The following is a 20,980-nucleotide window of genomic DNA, read 5'->3' as shown; positions in this document are numbered from 1 at the left end:
TTACAGCACTAGTTCGTAACAATGAAAAGGATGGCTACTTTGTTTTGGAAAGAAGATATCCCCCAGTTTTTGATATCCTCTTTGTTCATAAAACCGTTGATTTCTCTTATTCTGGGAGAAGGTGTCCAGCCTTACAGAAGCAAAGCCTTTCTCCCTAGATTGTTCTTCTGCAAAATCCATTAATTTTTGGGCATGTCCTTTGCCCTGAAGTTTAGGGTCCACACAAATTCGATGAATATAGCTGCTGTTACAGTTGGGGGTCAACCATTGAACAGGGACATACTCTTCGTCCATAAATGTGGATACAACAATTGCCCCAACAAGCTTGCCGTCGACTTCTTTTATATAAAGTTCACCTCTTTCCAAATCCTTTAAGAAGGCTTGTTTTGAAGGGTAGTGTTCATTCCATTGATAAATTCCATCGCCCTGCATTTTTGCCGCGCAAGAGCGCGTAATTTCAAGAATACCATCAATATCTGAGATCTTTGCAAGTCTTATCATTGATTGATTTCAATTTAATTGTAAATTTAAGCTATAATCATAACCACCATCCCATGAACAATATTCTTGTACCCATTGGAACATCCCCTAATTCTTCCGACACACTTCAATATGCCATTGACTTTGCCGCTAAGTTTGGGGCGCAGGTCTATGTAATGGATGTGATTACGGTTATATCCGCAGCTGGAAGTTTAGCCAACGTGGAACAAAAAGTGGCCCAAAGTAGCAAAGAGCAAATAAAGGAAATCATTGACACGGTGAACACCGGTAAGGTCGACATCAAAATAGCCACATACAATGGAGATATTGTAGATGGATTGAAAAGCATACATAAGGAGCTGGGTATTGATTTGATTATTATGGCCCCGCGAAGCAATGATATCAAAGAAGAGCTTTATTTAGGGAACACCTCTGGTAGAATCGTGAAACAAACTAACATACCTGCACTATTGGTGCCCAAAGGAACCAAATTCAAACCCATAAAAAGTATAATGACCGCCTTTGGTTCCGGAATTTTGAAACGGAACAGAGTTTTAAATCCCTTGGTGGCCATAAAGGATAAGTTCAGAGCCAACATAAGTTTACTTTTGGTAAAAAGGCCGGGGTATTCTGAGGAGGATTTACAGGTTAATACCGCCTTGTTGGATCTTAGTCAAAAATTGAATATTACGGAACAGGCATCTACTTATTTAGGAGTGTTGGAATACTTCCAAAAAGAGCAACCGGATATGTTATGTGTATTCCGAAGAAAACGTGGGTTCTTCAAGAAATTGTGGGAAAAGAACACAGTTCCCAAATCCGAATTTTTTGTTCCCATTCCTGTTTTGGTCCTAAGCGTAAAAAAAGTCTAGGCTTAGGCAATCCTATTTTGAAACTTTCATAAAAAGTCTTTCCTTTGCGCTCTGCGGGGGATTAGCTCAGTTGGCTAGAGCGCTTGCCTGGCAGGCAAGAGGCCACCGGTTCGAATCCGGTATTCTCCACCTAGTAATCATAGGCCTTCACAGATGTGAGGGCTTTTTTTGTTTTTCAAAATGCACAGTTTGTGCACACTTTTGAAATTTTCTTTGAGATTAAGTGAAATTTAACATTAAAAGAGCCATAATCTATCAAGATGTTATGCTTTTCATCTAATTTTCAGGAGTTCTCTACGCTAACTTTTTTAAAACCACATCACTCTAAACTTACGAATACTTAAGTTCCAAAAATTGACATAAGTCCCTTTATTTTCTTTTTCTATTATTTCAATTGTGGATTTGTCCTCCAGCTTCAACGTAGCTAGAAACTTATCCTTTTGTTTGTCCTGGTAAGTTTTGGGCGTAAATCAATTCCAGCAAACTTGTCATTAGGGTATAGAACTATTAAAATATCACCGATATTTTATTTTCCTATTCCGATAAATTGGAATTATTCAAATTTCTACACCCATTTCTGATAATCAGGCAAAATCAACTAGAATTTTCGAAAAATTTACGTAAACGGTTAAGTTAAACTTTCGTTAACAAAGTAATTAAGATGTAAAAGACTGATAATCAATTCAATGCGATTGTTCAAAATTCTTGACCATAGTCTTCACAAAATTGTCCAAGGCCAACCTACCTCTGTTAAAAAAGCAAACATTCAGACCACCTTCAAATAGTTTTGACTTGAACATTCAGCAGTATTTGAACGCGCAAAATACTTCTGACAACTCAATTACTAACTAAACACTCGAAGCTCATGAGTACAAACTATGTTGTTCTTTTATTCATGCTACTACTCGCGGGAATAGGATTTGACGCTAGTGCGCAAACCATTACCGGAAACGTCTCGGACAGTAATGGCCCGTTGGGTGGGGCAACTGTCGTTGAACAGGGGACGACCAATGGCACTCAAACAGATTTTGATGGAAATTTTACCATAACCGTCTCTGATAGCAACGCCTCGTTGGCCATCAGTTATATTGGTTACAATTCGCAAACGATTGCTCTTAATGGCAACACCAACATTTCCGTTGTGTTGACCGAAAGTGCCGAAACCTTGGACGAGGTGGTGGTCTTGGGTTATGGACAGACCCAAAACAAAAGACTGGTCACCACGGCAGTTGCTACAGTAAAAGCAGCCCAGATAAGGGAATTGCCAATTTCCCAGGCGGAAGCGGCCCTACAGGGTACCGTGCCAGGAGTGGTAGTCCAACAGAATTCCGGTTCGCCAGGTTCACCACAAACGGTACGTGTTCGTGGAATTGGAACACTAAACAATTCGAACCCACTTTACATTGTGGATGGAATCCAGGTTCCCAATTTGGGATTCCTAAATCCTAATGATATTGTTTCGCAAACTGTGCTTAAAGATGCTGCTTCCACAGCTATCTATGGTTCGCGAGGTGGTAATGGAGTTGTCTTGGTAGAGACATTGAAAGGTTCTAAAAGAGCCATGAAACCAGAGATTACCATTCGAACTTCGTATGGTATCCAAAGTTTGGCCAACAAACCAGAATTGATGAACAGGGACCAATATGTACAATACTATAATGAGGGTGTAGCTGCAGCGGGTACCCCTGCAGCGGGCTTCCGTGGTGCTTTTACTGATGCGGAACGGGCCCTATTGCCAGACACCGATTGGTATGACGTATTGTTTGACGATGCCCCAGTGCAGAACTACTACGGTTCCATCGTTGGTGGCTCCAATAAAATTGCCTATTCGGCTTCCGGAGGTTATTTCGGTCAAGAGGGAATTCTTGGTGGTGAAGGAAAAGCAGAATTTAACAGAAGAAACATAAGAGCCTCCCTAAGCGCAGACATTACCGATAGAATTTCGTTCAGCGCTTCGGCGCAATACCAAAACCAAGATCGGTTTGTGATTCCGCAAAACACCGGGGGAGCTGGAGTGGGAATCAGCAGTTTTATCAATGCCTTACCTGCCATTTACCAACCGTTTGATGAAGATGGTAATTTTGCAAACCCCTTTTTGAACAATGGGGTGCCAACGGCAAATGGGGTTCCATTGAATAGCTTGGGTGCGGTCCAGAATCCATTGTTCTCCATTGCGGCTACCAACAACCAGATTACACAAGATGCAACCAATTTAAATGTTTCGTTGGATTATGATGTCTTGGATGACTTAACCTTAAGAGGCTGGTATGGATCATTCCATAATTCCATTTTCAATAGGACTTTTACCCCCTTAATCCAACAGCCTACCCAGGAATACGATACGTCTACCGGAGTGTCATATTCTGAAGTGAAAAGTACTGCGGAAAACAGGCAGTGGGGTGGAACGGCCAAATATTCGTTTGATGAGCTATCGGACACCAATCATAATTTAAGCACCCTCGTTGGGTACGAATTGGTCAAAACCAATTTCTTTGGAGGAGACTTGATCAACGATACTGGTGCGTTTTTTACTAACGATTTTGGGCGTGTCAATTTTGCCTTATCGGACAACATCACCGATGCAACGGTTACCCCGGGAGTTACCATCCAAAGGTTTTTGGAATCTTTCTTCGGAAAAGTGGACTACAATTTCAAGGAAAAGTACCTGCTAAGCGCAGTATTGAGAAGGGACAAATCCTCAAGCTTTGGTTCTGATAACCGTGTGGGATGGTTTCCTGCGGTATCAGCAGGCTGGGTTTTATCCGAAGAAGACTTCTTAAGCGATTCGGGTGCCATCGATTTACTAAAAGTACGTGCAGGTTGGGGAATTAGCGGTAATGACCAGTCCCTCGGTCCATTTGACTATCTCGCACAATTGACCACGCAAGCCGGTTATGCTGGGCAGCCTGGAATTGCACAAATCAGTTTGGCCAATCCGGCCCTTGGTTGGGAGGAACTAACCCAATTCAATGTTGGATTGGACATTAATGCTTTCAGTAACAAATTGGGAATTACAATTGATTACTATATCAAGGAAACTTCCGACATCTTATTGGCGGCAACAACACCTTTGACCTCCGGTCTAAACCCCGCTTCTGAAAACACGGGTACCATTGAGAACAAAGGATTTGAAATTTTACTTACTTATCGTGAAAATTACGATAGTGGTTTTGGTTGGAATGTTGGTGCCAATCTTGGTTTCAACGATAATGAGGTTACCAGTTTAGGGGAAACTTCCTTTATAAACAGTGCCCAAATCCAGCCGCAATTCAATGATTTTGCTTCGCGCTCCAGTGTTGGTAACTCCGTGGCAAGTTTTTATGGATTCGTAGTTGAAGGAAGGGATGCCAACGGCAACCTGATCTTCGCTGATTTGGACGGAAGTGGCAACAATCAACTTGTACCTGATAGTGGTGATAAAGCCATAATTGGCGACCCCAATCCGGATGCAACGGTTGGATTCAATCTAGGATTGAATTACAAAGGCTTTGATTTCTCCGCCTTCATGTCCGGAACTATTGGAAATGACATCTTGGATGCCACCATCCGATATGATGCACTTGGAACCAATAGGCCAGCGTCTTATGTAACGGAACCGGGAGCTCCAAGAAATGTTGTAGTTAGTACTGCAGGAAATGGGGAAAATCTGATTTCTGATTTCCATATAAAAGATGGTACCTATATGAAATTAAAAAATGTGACTTTGGGATATAACCTTCCCGATAGTGTACTGGAAACCTTGGGAATGAAGGGTCTTAGATTATTTGTTTCAGGTCAGAACTTGTTCGTGTTAACTGAATACCCAGGTATTGACCCAGAGATTGGTCAAAACAATGTAAACACATCATTGAATATAGGAATCGATCAAGGATTCTTTCCTCAGCCCCGTCAGATTCTTCTAGGCGCTAGTATAAACTTTTAATAAGCTTTGAAAATGAAAGACACACAAAATACAACTAAGAAAATCGCAAAGTTCCTATTTGTTGCCCTGATGGTTTTGGGAACAGCCTGTAGCGATATAGAAGACCTTCAACCAGCCACATCAATATCCATTGATACGGCTTTTGAAACAGAGAATGCCGTGATATCCAGTTTAAATGCGGCGTATGATCCCTTGCAATGGCAACAGATTTTGGGGAACCAGACCTTTCCATTAATGGCGCAAGGAACCAGAGCTGACGACTGTCATTCACAATCCGCAAGCTTCTGGGCCATTGGAGCACAATGGGATCAATTCAGTACCATTATCCCTTCGCTGCCAGCCGTTGCCTCCTTGTGGGCCAAGTGGTATAGGGGCGTTTCACGTGCCAACTTTACCATTGAATTGGCATCAAATTTTGAACGCTTTGACACTCCAGGATTACAAGATCAAATTGTTGGGGAAGCAAGATTCTTAAGAGGATTATACTATTTCGAATTAGTAAAACTTTGGGGAGGCGTGCCGCTGTTTGAAGAGGCGGTCACCTCAACGGATCAAGAGATTTTTAAACCAAGGGCATCTGCCTCTGAAGTATACGCCTTTATTGAAGCAGACTTGCAAGCCGCTGCTGCCATACTTCCGGTTAAAGGTTCAGAGCGGGTACAAGGTTCTGCTACCTCAGGTGCGGCATTGGGATTGTTGACCAAGGTATTTTTATATCAAGAAAAATGGTCCGAAGCAGTCAATGCAGCCGAACAAGTGATGGCTCAGGGGGTTTACAGCTTGGAATCCGATTTTAGAAACAACTTCTTACAGACTACTGAATTTGGCCCAGAATCCCTTTTTGAAATCAACTATCAAGATGGACTTTCAGCAAATGGTCCTGGGGTTACCCAAGAAGGCTCCGCCATGTGGAGATGGTCTTTCCCATTCCTTTCTGGAACTTATCCCTCCTTCAACAATTTCATTCCCAGACAGGATCTAGTGGATTTCTTTGACGATAGTGATCAGCGTAAAGCAGCTACATTTTTACTCCCGGGTCAGGTGTTGAATTCCCCCGGTCTGGCCGCTTTGAATTTTGATCCAGTACCAGACAACTTTGGCTATGCCATTGGTGTAAATACCGGAGCAAAAAAATACTTCTTGACTTTTGAAGAAGTCCAGGTACTCCTGGGCCCTCCAAGTTCTCCGCTAAACGAAAAAATACTGCGTTATGCAGATGTTTTACTAATGCATGCTGAAGCTTCCATTATGGGAGGTGGAGGCGATGGAGCTTCGTCTTTCCAGCAAGTTTTGGATCGGGCTTATGGCCTTGGTAACACAGCGGCACCTGCATATACCGTACAAGGGGTGCGTGATGAACGTAGAAGGGAACTCGCTACGGAAGGCTGGAACCGTTTTACCGATTTGGTTCGCTGGGATGGTGTTGATGGTGGGGGCGTAATTGCGCCTGCACTGGCGGCTGTAGGTAAGACAGACTTCGCTGCTCCTAGAGATTTGTTGTTGCCTATTCCTCAACAAGAAATAGATACGTATCCAGCGGGTATGTTGGAACAAAATCCAGGATACTAATTAATCCAAAAAACAGAAAAATGAAAAAAGTATATAGCATAAAAACATCATCGCTTAGGCTTACAGCTATAGTAATTGCTCTGGGAATTTTTGGAGTGGTTATTTCCTGTGATGACGAAAAGTATTTTGAACAGCTCAATGCAGTAATTGCCTCGTATAGTGATGGTATCCAAAACCTGGACGAAGAAGGTATTGACTGTGGTGGTGGAAGTGGTGTGGTCTGTCCGTCTTGCACGGATGGTATTCAAAACCAAGGTGAGGAAGGTATCGATTGTGGCGGCCCATGCGAAATGTGTGTGCCTACCCCAAGGGCAGATGATTTGGCAGGCGGTTCGCTGCCGTATTACTACACCTTTGAAGCCAACGACCCTGATTCAGGCCGCAACTTGGTTCCTCTGGCTCAAGCAAACCAAGGGGTAACCTTTAATTTTGGTATGGCGGATCCGGCTGGGAGTGACGAATTGATTGGTCACATACTTAGACCGGAAAATGGACCATTTGGGGGATTTGAGGATTTCAAATTCCAACCGCAACCTGCACCCATAGATTTCTCCAGTTATAACAAATTCACCTTGGACGTTTACATTCCATCCAGCAATGATTTCTCAGGAAATCTTCAGCCGCTCGTAGAAGTGGTCTTGCATGATAATGTGGATGGTAACTTCTGGCAACGTTGGACGATACTTCCAATAACAGTGGATCCAGCGGACTTTGATTCCTGGGTTACCCTACGGTTTGATGGGACTGCGGCTGGCGCCGTATCCGCCGATGCGGGTGTTCCTCTTGCGGACAACACTACTTATGATAACATTACGCTTAGGTTCGGAGGTAGTGCCCATACCGAAGCCGGTGAATTTTATATTAGGGATTTTAAACCCACTACAAGTTTTATCGCCCCAGGAAATCCGAGAGCCGATGCGTTGGCAGGTTCTGGTCTACCGGTGTATTTTACCTTTGAATCAGGGGATGCGAGTTCAGGCGCCAATTTGGTTCCAAATGATACCCCATCACAAGGTGTGGTTCCCGAATACAGGGTTTCAGATCCTGCTGGAAGTACTGATGCGGTTACCTTGATCAATAGACCTGAAAATGGCCCATTTGGTGGCTTTGAAGACTTTAAATTCCAACCCCAACCTGAAATCATTGACTTTTCGGTTTATCACAAATTTAATCTGGATGTTTACATCCCATCCACTAACGACTTTTCAGGAACTTTAGATCCTGTGGTAGAATTGATTCTTCATGATAATGTGGATGGCAATTTCTGGCAGAGATGGACGGTTTTGACAGCTACTGTAGATCCAGCAGATTTTGATTCCTGGGTTACCTTGGAGTTTGATGGAACAGATGCCACTTCTGCAGCTGATGGTACAACCTTGTTGATGAATAATACCACCTACGATAATTATACCCTTAGATTTGGCGGTTCCGGACATCCAGAACCGGGACAATTCTATATAAAGGATTTTATCCCATTTGAGTAAGGTTAGATAGATAGAGTTATTAATTAGCCTTTGTTGGGGAGAAATTTGTTCTCCCCAACTATTATGACGCAACTTTTGATATGATCTACCAATTAAAGAGTCATTTATTCTTTGCTTTCGGTTTGCTTTCACTCTTTTTTGCCTGTTCATCAAGTGATGATAGTACTGGCAATGTTGATGACGAGGTTCCGGTACCTCAAGCCAGTTGCTCTGATGGTATACGAAATGGGGATGAGGAAGGTGTGGATTGCGGAGGTACCAACTGTGAGGACTGTACTTCCAATTTGGTCATTCCTGATTCGGGTTATAGTACTCCGGATTCATATACTGGCTATACTTTGGCCTGGTCCGATGAATTTGAAAGTGAAAGCTTGGACAGGGACAAATGGGATTTTCACTTGGGAACGGGATGTCCTAATCTCTGCGGTTGGGGTAATAATGAACTTCAAGCCTTTACGGACCGAAGTCAGAACCTATACTTTGTCGAAGGAAATTTGGTCATGGAGGCCAAAAATGAATTTAATTTTGGACAGGAATACTCCTCATCAAGAATCCATACGGATGACCTTTTCGAGTTTCAGTATGGCAGAGTAGATATCCGCGCTAGCATGCCCTCTGTTGCTGGAACTTGGGTAGCGTTGTTCATGTTAAACAAAGATTATACTATTGAAGACCCTGGCGCCTATTGGCCCAGTGGAGGGGAAATCGATATAATGGAATACCTAGGGGAAGACAGAAATGATATTTTGGGCACGGGACATTATGGCATCAACTTTCCCGCCAATCACCGTTTTAACTCGGTCCATTTTGATGCATTGGACGGAAATTCCTTTGATGAAGTATATTATGTTTTTTCCATAATTTGGGAAGAAGATAAAATTACTTGGTTGGTCAATGACATTGAATATCATACCATGACGCCAGCAACTACGCAAGCCAATGGGCAACCATATCCATTTAATGATCAATTTTACTTCGTTTTTGCACTATCAGTTGGTGGAAATTTGCCTAATGTGGCCCCAGTTCCTTCAAATTTCCCGGCATTTTTGCTAGTGGATTACATTCGGGTTTTTAAAGCAAATGAATAATTTATAAGACTTCCCAATTATGACAGGCACAACAAAAAAAACATGGTTTATCGCTTTTGTCGTTTCATTGGGAGGCTTTTTGTACGGTTTTGATGCTGCTATCATTTCTGGGGTCATGAACTATGTGACGCCAGAGTTTGACCTCAACACATCAGAACAAGGATGGGTGCCCAGTTCACCCTTGTTTGCCGCTATGTTTGCTATGCTTGTTTCGGGAAGGGCAAGTGATGTTTTAGGAAGGAAAAAGATGCTTTTGATCATCGCTTTTACCTATGCTTTGTCAGCTTTGCTTTCCGCATATGCAACCGGATTTCATATGCTTTGGATTGCACGTATGATTGGAGGTGTTGCTTTTGGAGCAGCCCTGATCATTGCGCCTGTATATATTGCGGAGGTTTCAACGGCCGAAGCCCGCGGAAAATTGGTCTCTATCCAGCAACTGAATATAGTTTTAGGGTTTTTTGCGGCTTTTTTAAGCAATTATTATATCAATAGTGCCTTTACTTCTGGTGCTTCATCTTTCTTGACGGTGTCCAATGTTTGGCGTTCTATGTTGGCCGTAGAACTCATTCCGGCGCTACTGTATTTTAGCTTATTGTTCTTGGTGCCCCGAAGCCCAAGATGGCTGTTTATCAAGGAAAGAGATCAAGAAGCGGAAATGGTTTTGGCATCAATCCATGGTTCGGAAAAGGCATCTTTGGAAGCCTCCCATATTGTTAAAAGTCTTTCTGAAGCCAGAAAAAATAAGGACAAGGTTCATCTGAAGAGTTTGTTTAAGAAATCCTTGCGGTTTGTTCTTGGTGTGGGAATTGGGCTGGCAATTTTGCAACAGGTCACAGGGATAAATGCAGTTTACTATTACGCAACTTCCATATTTAAACAAACTGGAATTGGAACCGATGCCGCTTTTGCCTCTGGAATTCTTCTAAGCCTTACAACGGTACTTTTTACCTTCGTAGCCATTTTTCTTATTGACAAGATTGGAAGAAGACCGTTACTTCTGGTGGGCGTGGGAGGTATTGCCATTAGCATGCTGCTCTGCGGCTATGGTTTTCAACAGGCCACTTACACCCTTACTTCGGATAAGCTGGTCACTTTGGAACAATCAATCCAGCCTAAGCTAGCGCATTATGTTTCCAAGGAATACCACAATGATATAGATTTCAAAAATGATATGCTCGCAGCCCTGGGATCTCGTGAATATGCAAATAACGAAGGTCCAATCCTGGAGGCGGCAACACAAATGAACCCCACTTTGGTTCTTATTGGTATCCTAGGCTTCATAGCCTGCTTTGCTTTTTCTTTGGGACCGGTCATGTGGGTTATGCTCTCTGAGTTGTTCCCAAATCGGTATCGGGGTTTGGCCATTGGATTTGTGGGTTTTTTGAATGGCCTATCCAGCTGGCTGGTGACCCAGGTTTTTCCATGGGAATTGGCCACTTTAGGGAATGCAGCGTCTTTTTACATCTATGGTGTAATTGCCCTTGTGGGCTTCTTTATTTTCCTAAAAACACTTCCTGAGACCAAGGGAAAATCCCTTGAAGAATTAGAAAAAGATTTGATTACGCAATGAGTTACATACAAAATCCAATATTAAAAGGCTTTAATCCCGATCCATCCATTTGTCGTGTTGGTGATGACTATTTTATCGCCACTTCAACTTTTGAATGGTTTCCGGGGGTTCAAATCCACCATTCCAAGGATTTGAAAAATTGGCGTTTGGTTGCACGACCACTTAACCGGACCTCTCAACTACAAATGAAGGGCATTCCAGATTCTTGCGGAGTCTGGGCCCCCTGTTTAACTTATGACAATGGCGTTTTCTATTTGGTTTACACCAATGTAAAATCCTTTGATGGTGTGTGGAAAGATACTCCCAACTACATGGTCACCACAACGGATATCTATGGAGATTGGAGTGAGCCCATTTATCTGTCCTCACGCGGTTTCGACGGTTCCTTGTTTCATGATAGGGGTAAAAAATGGTACGTCAGCATGTTGGTGGACCATAGAAATGGAAGGTTTTTTGGAGGAATAGAAATGCAAGAATACGATCCGCTCCAAAAAAAGCTGGTCGGAGACGTTCATTACCTAACGGAAGGAACCGACTTGGGGTTAACAGAAGGACCACATCTATATAAAAGAGGTGATTATTACTATATAGTGCTTGCGGAAGGCGGCACGGAATACGGCCATGCAATGAGTATCGGTAGAAGTTCTTCCATATTTGGCCCATATGAATTTCATCCCAAACATCCTTTTATCTCGGCTGCGGAAAGCGAGGGAAATCCTTTGCAAAAATCAGGACATGGGGATTTAGTGGAGACCCAAAATGGGGATTGGTATGCGGTGTTTTTGGTGGGCAGACCGCTGACTACTAGAGGTAATTGCACCCTAGGCAGGGAAACTGCTATTGAAGAATTGGAATGGAAAGATGGGTGGCCGTGGCTTAAAAGTGGAGGTCGGGTTCCTAGGGAACGAATTCCCAAACCCAATTTGCCAGAACACACTTTTTCGCACAATGGAAGTATGGTCAATTTTGATGCCCATATGGTCCCTATTGAATTCCAATCTTTAAGGATACCCATGACGGAAGATTGGTGCAGCCTTACCGCAAGAAATGGCTACCTGAGATTATACGGTAAAGAGTCATTGACTTCACTGCATCAACAGAGTTTGTTGGCAAGAAGAATACAGGATTTTCATATTGTGGCGAGTACCGAGGTTGAGTTTCAACCCCAAAACCTGCACCATATGGCAGGCCTGGTCTTTTACTACAATGCAGGTCATTACCATTATGTTTGCATCACGTCCAACCCAGACGGTTCCAAAAAAATGCTTAACGTGATCTCTTCAGATAACTATAAAATGAGTTTTCAGGAAGAATTGGAAGATGTCACAGGGGTAGAATCGGTTGTTTTAAAAGGAGAAATGAACAGGGAAATACTTCAGTTTTCTTGTAGCACTGATGGTAAAACCTTCAAAAAAATTGGTCGAGAGCTAGATGCCAGTATTCTGTCTGACGATCATGTGAGGGATGGAAGAAGTCGTTATAGACCTGCTTTTACTGGAAGTTTTGTTGGCATCTGTTGCCAAGACCTAGCTATGAATGAGCATCATGCCGATTTTAAATGGTTCGATTATCAAGAAATTAAATATTTACAGAATCAATCAAATGAAAAGAAATAATTATAGCATACAATTCATCCTTGTTGTTTTAATGTGCATACAGTTTTTCCATTCAAATGCCCAAAGCTCCAATCAAAACTTTGATTGGGACAGTTATTCGGCATGGGCAAACGAAACGGAATATACCAGGACCTATGTGGTTGATCAAAGGCACCCGAATGCATCAGACAGTAATGACGGTAGCAAAGAAAATCCTTTTGAAACCATCAACAAGGCGGCATCCGTGGTAAAATCTGGCGAACGGGTTTTAGTCTATGGGGGCATATATAGGGAAACCATTCATCCTTTGCAAGGTGGTACATCCATTGACAAAATGATATCTTATGAAGCTGCCCCCGGTGAAAAGGTTGTGGTAAAAGGCTCAAGAATTTTAAATGCCGAATGGAAGCAAAATAAGGTGTATACCGATGTGTTGTCAGACCCGTCCCTTCAGTATACCTGGTCCAGAAAAATTTGGGTGACCACAGTGCCAGACACTTTTTTTGATGGCAGGTACTATCCGTTTCAACTTCCCAATATCTTACCGGAAGAACATGCATTGATGCCCTGGGCCAATTTGGTAAAAGAAATTGCACCTTACACTTCCAGACGTGCCTTGGTATTTCAAAATGGTAGACGAATGACCCAACTGGAGGATTACGGAGATTTGGCGAAAATCCCAGGTTCATTTTGGGTTGATGTGGATGGAAAGACGTTGCACGTTCATGGTTTTGATGGCAAGAACCCAAACACCTCGGTCATTGAGATTGCTACCCAGCAACATTTGTTCAAGCCTTCTAAAGTTGGGCTTAATTACATTCAGCTCCGTGGTTTCACTTTTGAACACTGTGCCAATGGGTTCTTACGAACCAGTACCGGAGCGGTAACGGCTTTGGGCGGGCATCATTGGATTATTGAGGATAATACCATTAGACAAATAAATTCCTCTGGGCTGGAGTTTGGTTATTTGGCTTACGAGACCAATGACCCAAATCCAGAGAATATTCGAAGAGATAGAAAAGATAGTCAAGGCTTTATGATCGTACGAAACAACCATATCCATGATTGTGGCACGGCCGGAATTCGAAGTTTCGTGGTTTCGGATGGCATAATCCAAAACAATCACATCCATCACATTGGTTGGCAAGATGCCGAAAATTACTGGGAATGTTCGGGGATTAAAATGTTGGTCACCCATAGAACCCTGGTCAAGGGAAACCATATCCATAACATTCAGGGTGGAAATGGAATTTGGTTGGACTGGGATATACGCTATTCCCGGACCACCCAAAATGTAATTCACGATGTACAAAACATACAAGGGGGAATCTTTGTTGAGGCCAGTCACTTCCCAAATTTGGTGGATAACAACTTTGTTTGGAACATAGATGGCAACGGCATTTATGCCAACGATACCGATTACTTAAAGGTATATCATAACCTGGTGGCCAATACAACTGGTAATGCCGTACATGCTATAGTTCAGACAGACCGCTATCAAAATGGGCGAAAGCTGACGGCTGAGGAAAATAGAGTCTACAACAACATTTTTATAAATGTGCGACCTTTTAGATTTAGCTCAGACAGTAATACTGCCAACCACAATGTTTACATAAGTACTTCGGAACCCAATTTTATAGACCCGGGGACTTTTGGCAAAAGCAATTTGGATCAGAATAGCTCCTTTTTAAGAGTGCCTGTTGAATTCAATAGGGAAGCCCTGTTTTTATTTTGGAACAGTTCCAATACCTTGGAATTAGTGCCCTCCTTAAAAGAAGTCTCCATGGATTTCCATAATAATCCAAGAAAACAAGAAACCTTGCCAGGGCCGTTTGTTGAAATGCATACTCCCGGAATAAGTTTAAATGAAAATCAATCACTAAAAATAACTCCATGAAAAAGTTACTCATTTTGATCTTGGCCATCTTGGCATTTGGATGCAAACAACAGCCAGATGCAGAACAAGCAGTGGAATCCACACAAGAAGAAACTCCAAAAAGAAAGCTGGCAAAATTTGAACCCAAAGATGGTGAGGTATTACTGTTTGTAGGACAGGAGTTGGAAGCAGTGGGTGGTTTGGAGGCGTTTAATGATGGATATTTAGATCATTTTGACAGGCCGGCAGGTTGGACCACCTATTCAAATATCAATCCGGGTGAGAATTCATTTGGACGCACGCAAGAAGGTTTGGATGGACTTTTTGATACCCATGATTGGGGCGACAATGATTACAACGCCACCATGCAGCTCAACAGTCCCAACTATGAAAATATGGCACTGGCCATTGGTCTCCAGTTTGTAAACCACGAGGAAAAAGTGGCGGATGGCACCCATGATGCCCATATCAATAAATTGGCTGATTTTCTACTTTCCTTAGGTAAAAGACCCGTCTTCCTACGAATTGCTTACGAATTTGATGGTGATCCTTGGAATCATTATAATCGGGAAACTACTATTAAGGCGTATAAGCGCATTGTGGACATGCTAAGGGCCAAAGGTGTTGAAAACACAGCTTATGTATGGCAATCAACAGGATTTATTTCTGGACAAGAGCATTTGGAAGGGTGGTATCCTGGAGATGATTATGTGGATTGGTGCGGTGTTTCCTTTTTTAATAGATGGAAAGAAATTGAAATGTTTGAGTTTGCCCGCAAAAAAAGCAAGCCGGTCTTTATTGCTGAGGCCACCCCTACAATATCTGATTATGGCGGAAAATTGTATGGCCTGACCAAAGAAACGCAGCTAAGTGACCCAATACAGGCGGAGGAAGCTTGGGAAAAGTGGTTTATTCCCTTCTTCAGTGCCATAGATGATAATCCCGACGTGGTTAAAGCGGTACACTATATCAATTGCCATTGGGATTCCCATCCTATGTGGGTGAATAACCCAACATTTAAAGGAATCGATGCCCGATTGCACTTGAGTGATTCCATTAGTGAGCGATGGAGGAAAATTACCTCTCAATCGAAATACATCAAGTCCACTGCGGATTTATACGAAAAACTGTACAATAACAATTAAATACTTGGTTCTATGGATATTCATGGATTGACCACTAAATTTTGGCAAGAAGGATACATTGTACTGGAGAATTTTTTTGACGAAAAATTAATGGATGAGTACAATGATTTGATATTGGAACATTACGGGGTAAATCCTAATTGGGAGCATACAGATGAATTTATAGCGAAATCTGCCGTAGAGGTGATTCCTTGGTTTCCCTATCGTGAGGACAAACCTTATTTTGATGGGATTGACAAGGATAAAAAATTCAACGGTATTACAGATGCTATCCTAAGGGATGGTTGGCAAAATCTCTATTGTATGATGATGTTTTCCAAGGCCGGCTCCAAAGGACAGGCCTGGCACCAAGACTGCCCTCCGGAAGATGAGAAAAAATTCAATCTGAATAGATTGGTGTACACCCATGACATTACGGATGAAACAGGTGGGGAAATCGTAGTGATGCCCGAGGCCCACAAGGCCGGAGTACTTCCAGTGGGTAAACCTCATGACGATTTGGAAGGTCAATTGGTCTTTCAACCCAAAAAAGGTACTGTGATTTTCCTACATGGTCATTGTTTTCACAGAGTAATGCCCGTTAAAAAAGACAGGATATCATCCAATTTTAGGGCAGTTCCCCTAGGTACTCCTGAGGATATAACCGATGTCTGCGTTTATCGCAACATGCGTTACCGATTTTCGACATCAGAGGTTATTGAGGAGCGCAACTAATTTATCGCCATGAAAAAAAAGATTCGTTGGGGTATAGTTGGATTGGGGAGAATTGCCAAATTATTTGCCGAAGATCTTCAACTTGTAAAAGATGCGGAGTTGGTCGCCGTGGCTTCGAATAACATGGACAGGGCCAGAGATTTTGCAGAGATTTTCGGTGTTCAAAACTATTACGAGAATTACGAAAATCTGTTCAAAGATAAGCTTGTGGATATTGTTTATGTGGCAACATTACACCATACCCATGCAAGGGTAAGTATCGCCGCAATGAACCACGGAAAACACGTGCTTTGTGAAAAACCAGTTGCCATCAATCAAAGGGAGACCAAGGAAATGGTTGCTACTTCAAATGTTAACAGGGTATTTTTCATGGAAGCCTTTTGGACCCGCTTTAATCCTTCCATTTTAAAAATTAAGGAATTGATCGATTCAGGGGAAATTGGGAGGTTAAGATATATCAATGCAGAATTCACTTTTTATAAATTGGACGATGATCCTAATGCACGGTCATTGAATGTTGATTTAGCAGGTGGTTCCCTATTGGATATGGGGGTTTATCCTATATTTTTGTCTTATCTTATGTTGGGTGTGCCCAAGGACATAGTTGCCAAATCAAAGTTTTTTGATACGGGAGCTGAAATTCAAACCGCTATGATCTTCGATTATCCGGAAGCTCAAGCCGTTTTATACAGCGGCTTTGCCAACAATACGGATATGAAGGCTAAAATTTGCGGCGAGGAGGGAGAGATATTCATTCACCCTATATGGCATGAAACCCAAGGATTCACTCTGGTGAAAAACGGCTGGCAGAAAACGTATGACCTGCCAACTATTGGAAAAGGCTTTACCTATGAAATCTTGGAAACCCATAAGTGCATTGGCCAGGGTGAAATAGAGAGCAAGATATGGAGTCATAATGATTCCAGTTCACTTATGGAGGTGGTAGATTCGGTTAGAAAATTGGCGGGAATTGAATTCCCATTTGAGCATCAATAAAATGGTATGTCGAAATTGACCCTAAAGGAAATAGCATCACATTTTAATGTATCCATTGCTACGGTTTCAAAAGCCTTAAAAGATAGTCATGAAATTAGTGAGGAACTCAAGGTCAAAATCAAGTTATATGCCAAGGAAAACCACTATCGGCCAAATAAATTGGCTTTAAACTTGTTTAATAAAAGCACTAAGACCATTGGCGTTGTCATTCCAAATATTCTGAATTACTTTTTTGTTCAGGTCCTGTATGGTATAGAGAAAGTTGCCAATGAAAAGGGCTATAGTATAATTACTTGTATCACCAATCAGTCGTTGGAAAAAGAAACCAAAACCCTAGAGCTGCTCGGAACAGGATCGGTTGATGGTGTCATTATCTCCTCCGCAGCCGAAGAATCCGAACTGGTGGGACATGCAGAACATCTCAATGAACTTTCCGAAAATCAAATTCCATTAGTTATGTTCGATAGGGTTACAGATTTGGTGGATTGTGACAAGGTGATTGTAGATGATTTTGAAGCCGGTTATAAGGCCACCAAGTTTTTTTTGGATACCGGATGTGAAACTATTGCAATTATAACACCAATTGAGGATTCGGTTATCAGCAGACTGCGAATTGAAGGCTATAAAAAGGCGCTGGAGGAAAAAGAAATGGGGTATGATGAAAAATTGGTGGTAGCCACAGATGACAAGGAAGATTTGGATCTTACCTTATCTCTCTTGCTTAATTATAAGAAGATTGAGGGCATCATGGTATTGGATGAAATAACCGCGGTCAAGGTCATGAGCATTGTAAAAGCCAGAGGTTATCACGTTCCAAAGGATGTTTCCATTATAGGATTTACCAATGGTGAATTATCCAAATATGTAACACCTTCAATGACAATGGTAAGTCAGCACGGAAAATATATTGGGGAAACCGTTTCCAAAATCTTGATCGATAGAATAGAGAACAGTGGTTCTAACAGACCATTTGAGACCAAAATAGTAAAAACAAGCCTAGTTGTTCGAGATTCAACAATTAAGCTTTGAATTCCTGATTTATTTTCGGCCAATAATAGAATTTACTTGTGTCCCAAAAAATGTTCTTTTTATAAGACTGGGCACAAATTTTAGTAGACTTTGTTTAGAATTATCGCTAAACAACTCTATTGTACTCCAATGGTATAAGACTATGGTTCCCGTTAAATCTAGACATTTTTATCATTAATAATTATGTCCTGATTTATAGGGCAAGTCTTATACGGTATAAGGCAAAACTACATTTGCTTCTAAAAATGGGGGCTACCCTCCATCACGAAACAACGAAGCAAATGAAGTATCTATTTCGCTCTTTATTCTTTTGGATCTTTTGTGTCATCATAGGAATACGCGCCCCATTGTATTCCCAAAAACTGGATCTGCAATCGTATATCGAATTGGTCAAACAAAACAATATCGATTTAAAGCAGAGTGGAAAACAGGTTTTGATAGCAAAGGAGGAAACCAAAATGGCCAAATCCGCGCTATTGCCGAATGTGGGCATCAATGGGTTTTATCAGCGAGACTTCAATAGAAATTTCCTTTTTATAAATGATTTTGATGGGAGCATTACACGCTTACGCACCAACTTCAATAACAGTGTCAGTGCCAACGCTACGCTGAACCAAACCCTTTTTGATCCGGCCATTTTTTCCGCTGCAAAAATCGCAAGGCTTGCCGAGGAAATCAGAGGACTACATGACGAACAGCTTCAAGATGAGCTTGTTGCCCAAGCTTCCACGCTGTACTGGCAGGTCATTTTTACCAAAGCGAGTGTTGCCGTACTCGATGAAAATTCGAGCTTGGCCGAAGCCCAATTGGCCCAGATCAAGAAACTGCACACCAAGGGCACGGTAAGTGATCTACAGGTACAACAGGCCGAAGTTTTTCATAAAAAAACACTCCCTCCCCTTAAAAATGCCAAAAATCAATTTGAAAAATTGCTGAACGATCTTAAAGAACTGGCCAATATTCCTTTGGAAGAGCGCATCATATTAACGGATAATCTTGAAACCATGGGCCTTAACAATGTCATTCATACAATTGAAGCCAATCTGGAGGAACGGCCGCAGCTTAAGAACCTAAAAAAAGAGGTCGAGATTGCCGATAGGCATATCAACATCAACAAAAAGTTCTGGTATCCAAAGCTCAATCTGACTGCAGCGTACAATTATGACGCCCAGGCCAATGATCTTAATTTCAGAGCCAACGAGAACAAATTGTTTCTTGTGCAGTTGGGAGTCAGTGTGCCCATTTTCTCCGGGGGGAGCAACAGGGCCAAAATTGCCAAGGCTTCCATTGAAAGGGAAACGGCGGCACTCAAGCTTGTAAAAACCAAACAGCATTTGCTCAACCAACTACGTACGGCCGAAAACAACTATAACAGTGCCGTGACCAATATTGAAACGTATCTGGAGACCATAGTACTGAATGAAAGCGAACTGGAAATTTTCAAAAAGCAGTTGAGCCTGGGCGTGGTCACTACCGTCGAATTCAAAGAAAGTCGTTTGAGGTTCACACAATCCAAATTGGAATTGCTCAATGCGTATTTGGACCTACATATCGCCCAGCTTCAAATTTCACGGATCACAGGTCAATCCAATGGCAAACAATAAAATGTAAAGTAGCAAAAAATGAAGACAATAAAGCGTTTATCGATGTTGCTGGTTTCAAGCATACTCCTGTCGGCCTGTTATTGGCCGGAAACCTCAAAGGAAACCACTAAGGAAGAACAGATCAATGTAAAGTCAATCACCTTAAAAAAGGAGCCTTACAATGAAACAAAGGTCTATCATGGGGAACTGCAATTTTCCAAATCGGCAAGTTTTGTCGCACAACAGTCAGGAATAGTAACCAAATTAAATGCCATGCCCGGTCAAAAAGTACGGCAGGGTGCGGTTGTAGTCGTGTATCCTCCCTTAAATCACCAATTACGGATCGAGCAGGCACGGATTGAGCAGAACAAGATGGCCAAAGATTATGAGCGGCAACAAGAATTGTTCAAGGCAGGTGCCGTCTCCAAGGTGTCCGTCGATACATATAAAACCCAATTGGATGTTCTGGACAAAACGACCCAGCAACTACAAAATATGAACACTGTTAGGGCCCCATTTAGTGGAACCATTACCCAAGTTCCGGTCAAGGTCGGTAAGGAAGTGGGCATGGGGCAAGCCCTATTCAGCATGGCGGAAATAGCTGCCGTGGAGGTGAATTTTTACGTAACTCCACAAGACATTGCCCCTATAGCGGTAGGAGCAGCAACCTATTTGATTCTTCCCCATAAAAAGATTGAAGGAAAAATCACAAGAACATCTATCCAAATGGACCCAAAACGAAAGGCATTTCTGGTCACCGCTTCATTTAAGAACGAAGGTGTATCGTTTGCGGGCACCCATGTTGAAATCGAGTTGGAAACCGGAGTGTCACTTCCAAGTATTTGGATTCCTGCGGAATCGTTGAAACAAATCGGGAACAAGCACTATGTGTTCGTCATCGAAGATAGCAAAGCCATTGAAACCGATGTGAAAATAGGGCAGCGAAACGAAACTTCAGTGCAGATCATTGAGGGACTGGAAGTTGGACAGCATTTGATTACCGCAGGCTCGGAAAAAGTAGAAAGAAATAGCCCCGTTTCAATCATTCAGTAAA

The 20,980-nt window shown here is 42.2% G+C and carries 15 protein-coding genes and 1 tRNA gene; 15 read left to right on the top strand and 1 reads right to left on the bottom strand.

The annotated features are described in order from the left end of the window. On the bottom strand, positions 1 to 501 hold the full coding sequence (locus FGG15_RS13315; RefSeq protein ID WP_138837021.1) for a GNAT family N-acetyltransferase: 501 nt from the start codon (positions 499 to 501) through the stop codon (positions 1 to 3). Between the two features lie 53 nt (positions 502 to 554). On the opposite strand from FGG15_RS13315, the gene FGG15_RS13310 reads away from it, so the two are divergent. The 15 genes from FGG15_RS13310 (at position 555) to FGG15_RS13240 (ending at position 20,979) form a co-directional block, all read left to right on the top strand. Beyond that, positions 555 to 1,352: a universal stress protein gene (locus tag FGG15_RS13310; RefSeq protein WP_138837019.1), complete on the top strand. Its 798-nt coding sequence runs from the start codon at positions 555 to 557 to the stop codon at positions 1,350 to 1,352. A gap of 55 nt (positions 1,353 to 1,407) precedes the next feature. Next, positions 1,408 to 1,481, top strand: a tRNA-Ala gene (locus FGG15_RS13305). A gap of 736 nt (positions 1,482 to 2,217) precedes the next feature. Further along, positions 2,218 to 5,274, top strand: coding sequence for a SusC/RagA family TonB-linked outer membrane protein (locus tag FGG15_RS13300; protein WP_138837017.1), 3,057 nt, complete (start codon positions 2,218 to 2,220; stop codon positions 5,272 to 5,274). A 12-nt stretch (positions 5,275 to 5,286) separates the two neighbouring features. Next, positions 5,287 to 6,843 carry a RagB/SusD family nutrient uptake outer membrane protein gene (locus tag FGG15_RS13295; protein WP_138837015.1) on the top strand — a complete coding sequence of 519 codons (1,557 nt, stop codon included), beginning with the start codon at positions 5,287 to 5,289 and terminating at the stop codon, positions 6,841 to 6,843. Between the two features lie 20 nt (positions 6,844 to 6,863). Beyond that, positions 6,864 to 8,327 carry a hypothetical protein gene (locus FGG15_RS13290; protein ID WP_138837013.1) on the top strand — a complete coding sequence of 488 codons (1,464 nt, stop codon included), beginning with the start codon at positions 6,864 to 6,866 and terminating at the stop codon, positions 8,325 to 8,327. Between the two features lie 80 nt (positions 8,328 to 8,407). Then, a complete protein-coding gene (locus tag FGG15_RS13285) occupies positions 8,408 to 9,415 on the top strand; it encodes a glycoside hydrolase family 16 protein (protein ID WP_138837011.1) in 1,008 nt (335 codons plus the stop codon). A gap of 19 nt (positions 9,416 to 9,434) precedes the next feature. Then, positions 9,435 to 10,988, top strand: a complete 1,554-nt coding sequence (locus tag FGG15_RS13280; protein WP_138837009.1) for a sugar porter family MFS transporter — start codon at positions 9,435 to 9,437, stop codon at positions 10,986 to 10,988. Continuing rightward, positions 10,985 to 12,604, top strand: a complete 1,620-nt coding sequence (locus FGG15_RS13275; protein ID WP_138837007.1) for a glycoside hydrolase family 43 protein — start codon at positions 10,985 to 10,987, stop codon at positions 12,602 to 12,604. The genes FGG15_RS13280 and FGG15_RS13275 overlap by 4 nt, the downstream gene beginning before the upstream one ends. Further along, positions 12,591 to 14,480, top strand: a complete 1,890-nt coding sequence (locus FGG15_RS13270; RefSeq protein ID WP_161991969.1) for a right-handed parallel beta-helix repeat-containing protein — start codon at positions 12,591 to 12,593, stop codon at positions 14,478 to 14,480. Before FGG15_RS13275 ends, FGG15_RS13270 begins: the two co-directional genes overlap by 14 nt. Next, complete coding sequence (locus FGG15_RS13265) at positions 14,477 to 15,604, top strand: glycoside hydrolase family 26 protein (RefSeq protein WP_138837004.1); 1,128 nt, start codon at positions 14,477 to 14,479, stop codon at positions 15,602 to 15,604. Before FGG15_RS13270 ends, FGG15_RS13265 begins: the two co-directional genes overlap by 4 nt. Before the next feature lie 12 nt (positions 15,605 to 15,616). Beyond that, complete coding sequence (locus FGG15_RS13260) at positions 15,617 to 16,318, top strand: phytanoyl-CoA dioxygenase family protein (protein ID WP_138837002.1); 702 nt, start codon at positions 15,617 to 15,619, stop codon at positions 16,316 to 16,318. Positions 16,319 to 16,327: 9 nt separating this feature from the next. Continuing rightward, positions 16,328 to 17,314, top strand: a complete 987-nt coding sequence (locus FGG15_RS13255; protein ID WP_138837000.1) for a Gfo/Idh/MocA family protein — start codon at positions 16,328 to 16,330, stop codon at positions 17,312 to 17,314. Between the two features lie 6 nt (positions 17,315 to 17,320). Beyond that, the gene (locus FGG15_RS13250; RefSeq protein WP_138836999.1) at positions 17,321 to 18,343 is read left to right on the top strand and encodes a LacI family DNA-binding transcriptional regulator; all 1,023 of its coding nucleotides are present in this window, start codon (positions 17,321 to 17,323) and stop codon (positions 18,341 to 18,343) included. A 281-nt stretch (positions 18,344 to 18,624) separates the two neighbouring features. Further along, positions 18,625 to 19,947 (top strand): TolC family protein, encoded by a 1,323-nt coding sequence (locus FGG15_RS13245; RefSeq protein ID WP_161991968.1) that lies wholly within the window; start codon positions 18,625 to 18,627, stop codon positions 19,945 to 19,947. Between the two features lie 18 nt (positions 19,948 to 19,965). Then, complete coding sequence (locus FGG15_RS13240) at positions 19,966 to 20,979, top strand: efflux RND transporter periplasmic adaptor subunit (protein ID WP_138836995.1); 1,014 nt, start codon at positions 19,966 to 19,968, stop codon at positions 20,977 to 20,979. The last annotated feature ends 1 nt before the right edge of the window (position 20,980 follow it).

The sequence above is a fragment of the Flagellimonas algicola genome, from assembly GCF_005937185.1.
GTDB classification, from domain to species: domain Bacteria; phylum Bacteroidota; class Bacteroidia; order Flavobacteriales; family Flavobacteriaceae; genus Flagellimonas; species Flagellimonas algicola.
The sequence above is the reverse complement of the archived record's forward strand: the minus strand, read 5'-3'. Positions and strand labels throughout refer to the sequence as shown.

Excerpts from the sequence above, each read along its gene's own strand:
- FGG15_RS13295 (WP_138837015.1), top strand. The coding sequence starts at position 5,287 with ATGAAAGACACACAAAATACAACTAAGAAAATCGCAAAGTTCCTATTT.
- FGG15_RS13300 (WP_138837017.1), top strand. The coding sequence starts at position 2,218 with ATGAGTACAAACTATGTTGTTCTTTTATTCATGCTACTACTCGCGGGA.
- FGG15_RS13315 (WP_138837021.1), bottom strand. The coding sequence starts at position 501 with ATGATAAGACTTGCAAAGATCTCAGATATTGATGGTATTCTTGAAATT.
- FGG15_RS13275 (WP_138837007.1), top strand. The coding sequence starts at position 10,985 with ATGAGTTACATACAAAATCCAATATTAAAAGGCTTTAATCCCGATCCA.
- FGG15_RS13290 (WP_138837013.1), top strand. The coding sequence starts at position 6,864 with ATGAAAAAAGTATATAGCATAAAAACATCATCGCTTAGGCTTACAGCT.
- FGG15_RS13310 (WP_138837019.1), top strand. The coding sequence starts at position 555 with ATGAACAATATTCTTGTACCCATTGGAACATCCCCTAATTCTTCCGAC.
- FGG15_RS13270 (WP_161991969.1), top strand. The coding sequence starts at position 12,591 with ATGAAAAGAAATAATTATAGCATACAATTCATCCTTGTTGTTTTAATG.
- FGG15_RS13240 (WP_138836995.1), top strand. The coding sequence starts at position 19,966 with ATGAAGACAATAAAGCGTTTATCGATGTTGCTGGTTTCAAGCATACTC.
- FGG15_RS13250 (WP_138836999.1), top strand. The coding sequence starts at position 17,321 with ATGTCGAAATTGACCCTAAAGGAAATAGCATCACATTTTAATGTATCC.
- FGG15_RS13260 (WP_138837002.1), top strand. The coding sequence starts at position 15,617 with ATGGATATTCATGGATTGACCACTAAATTTTGGCAAGAAGGATACATT.
- FGG15_RS13265 (WP_138837004.1), top strand. The coding sequence starts at position 14,477 with ATGAAAAAGTTACTCATTTTGATCTTGGCCATCTTGGCATTTGGATGC.
- FGG15_RS13280 (WP_138837009.1), top strand. The coding sequence starts at position 9,435 with ATGACAGGCACAACAAAAAAAACATGGTTTATCGCTTTTGTCGTTTCA.
- FGG15_RS13285 (WP_138837011.1), top strand. The coding sequence starts at position 8,408 with ATGATCTACCAATTAAAGAGTCATTTATTCTTTGCTTTCGGTTTGCTT.
- FGG15_RS13245 (WP_161991968.1), top strand. The coding sequence starts at position 18,625 with ATGAAGTATCTATTTCGCTCTTTATTCTTTTGGATCTTTTGTGTCATC.
- FGG15_RS13255 (WP_138837000.1), top strand. The coding sequence starts at position 16,328 with ATGAAAAAAAAGATTCGTTGGGGTATAGTTGGATTGGGGAGAATTGCC.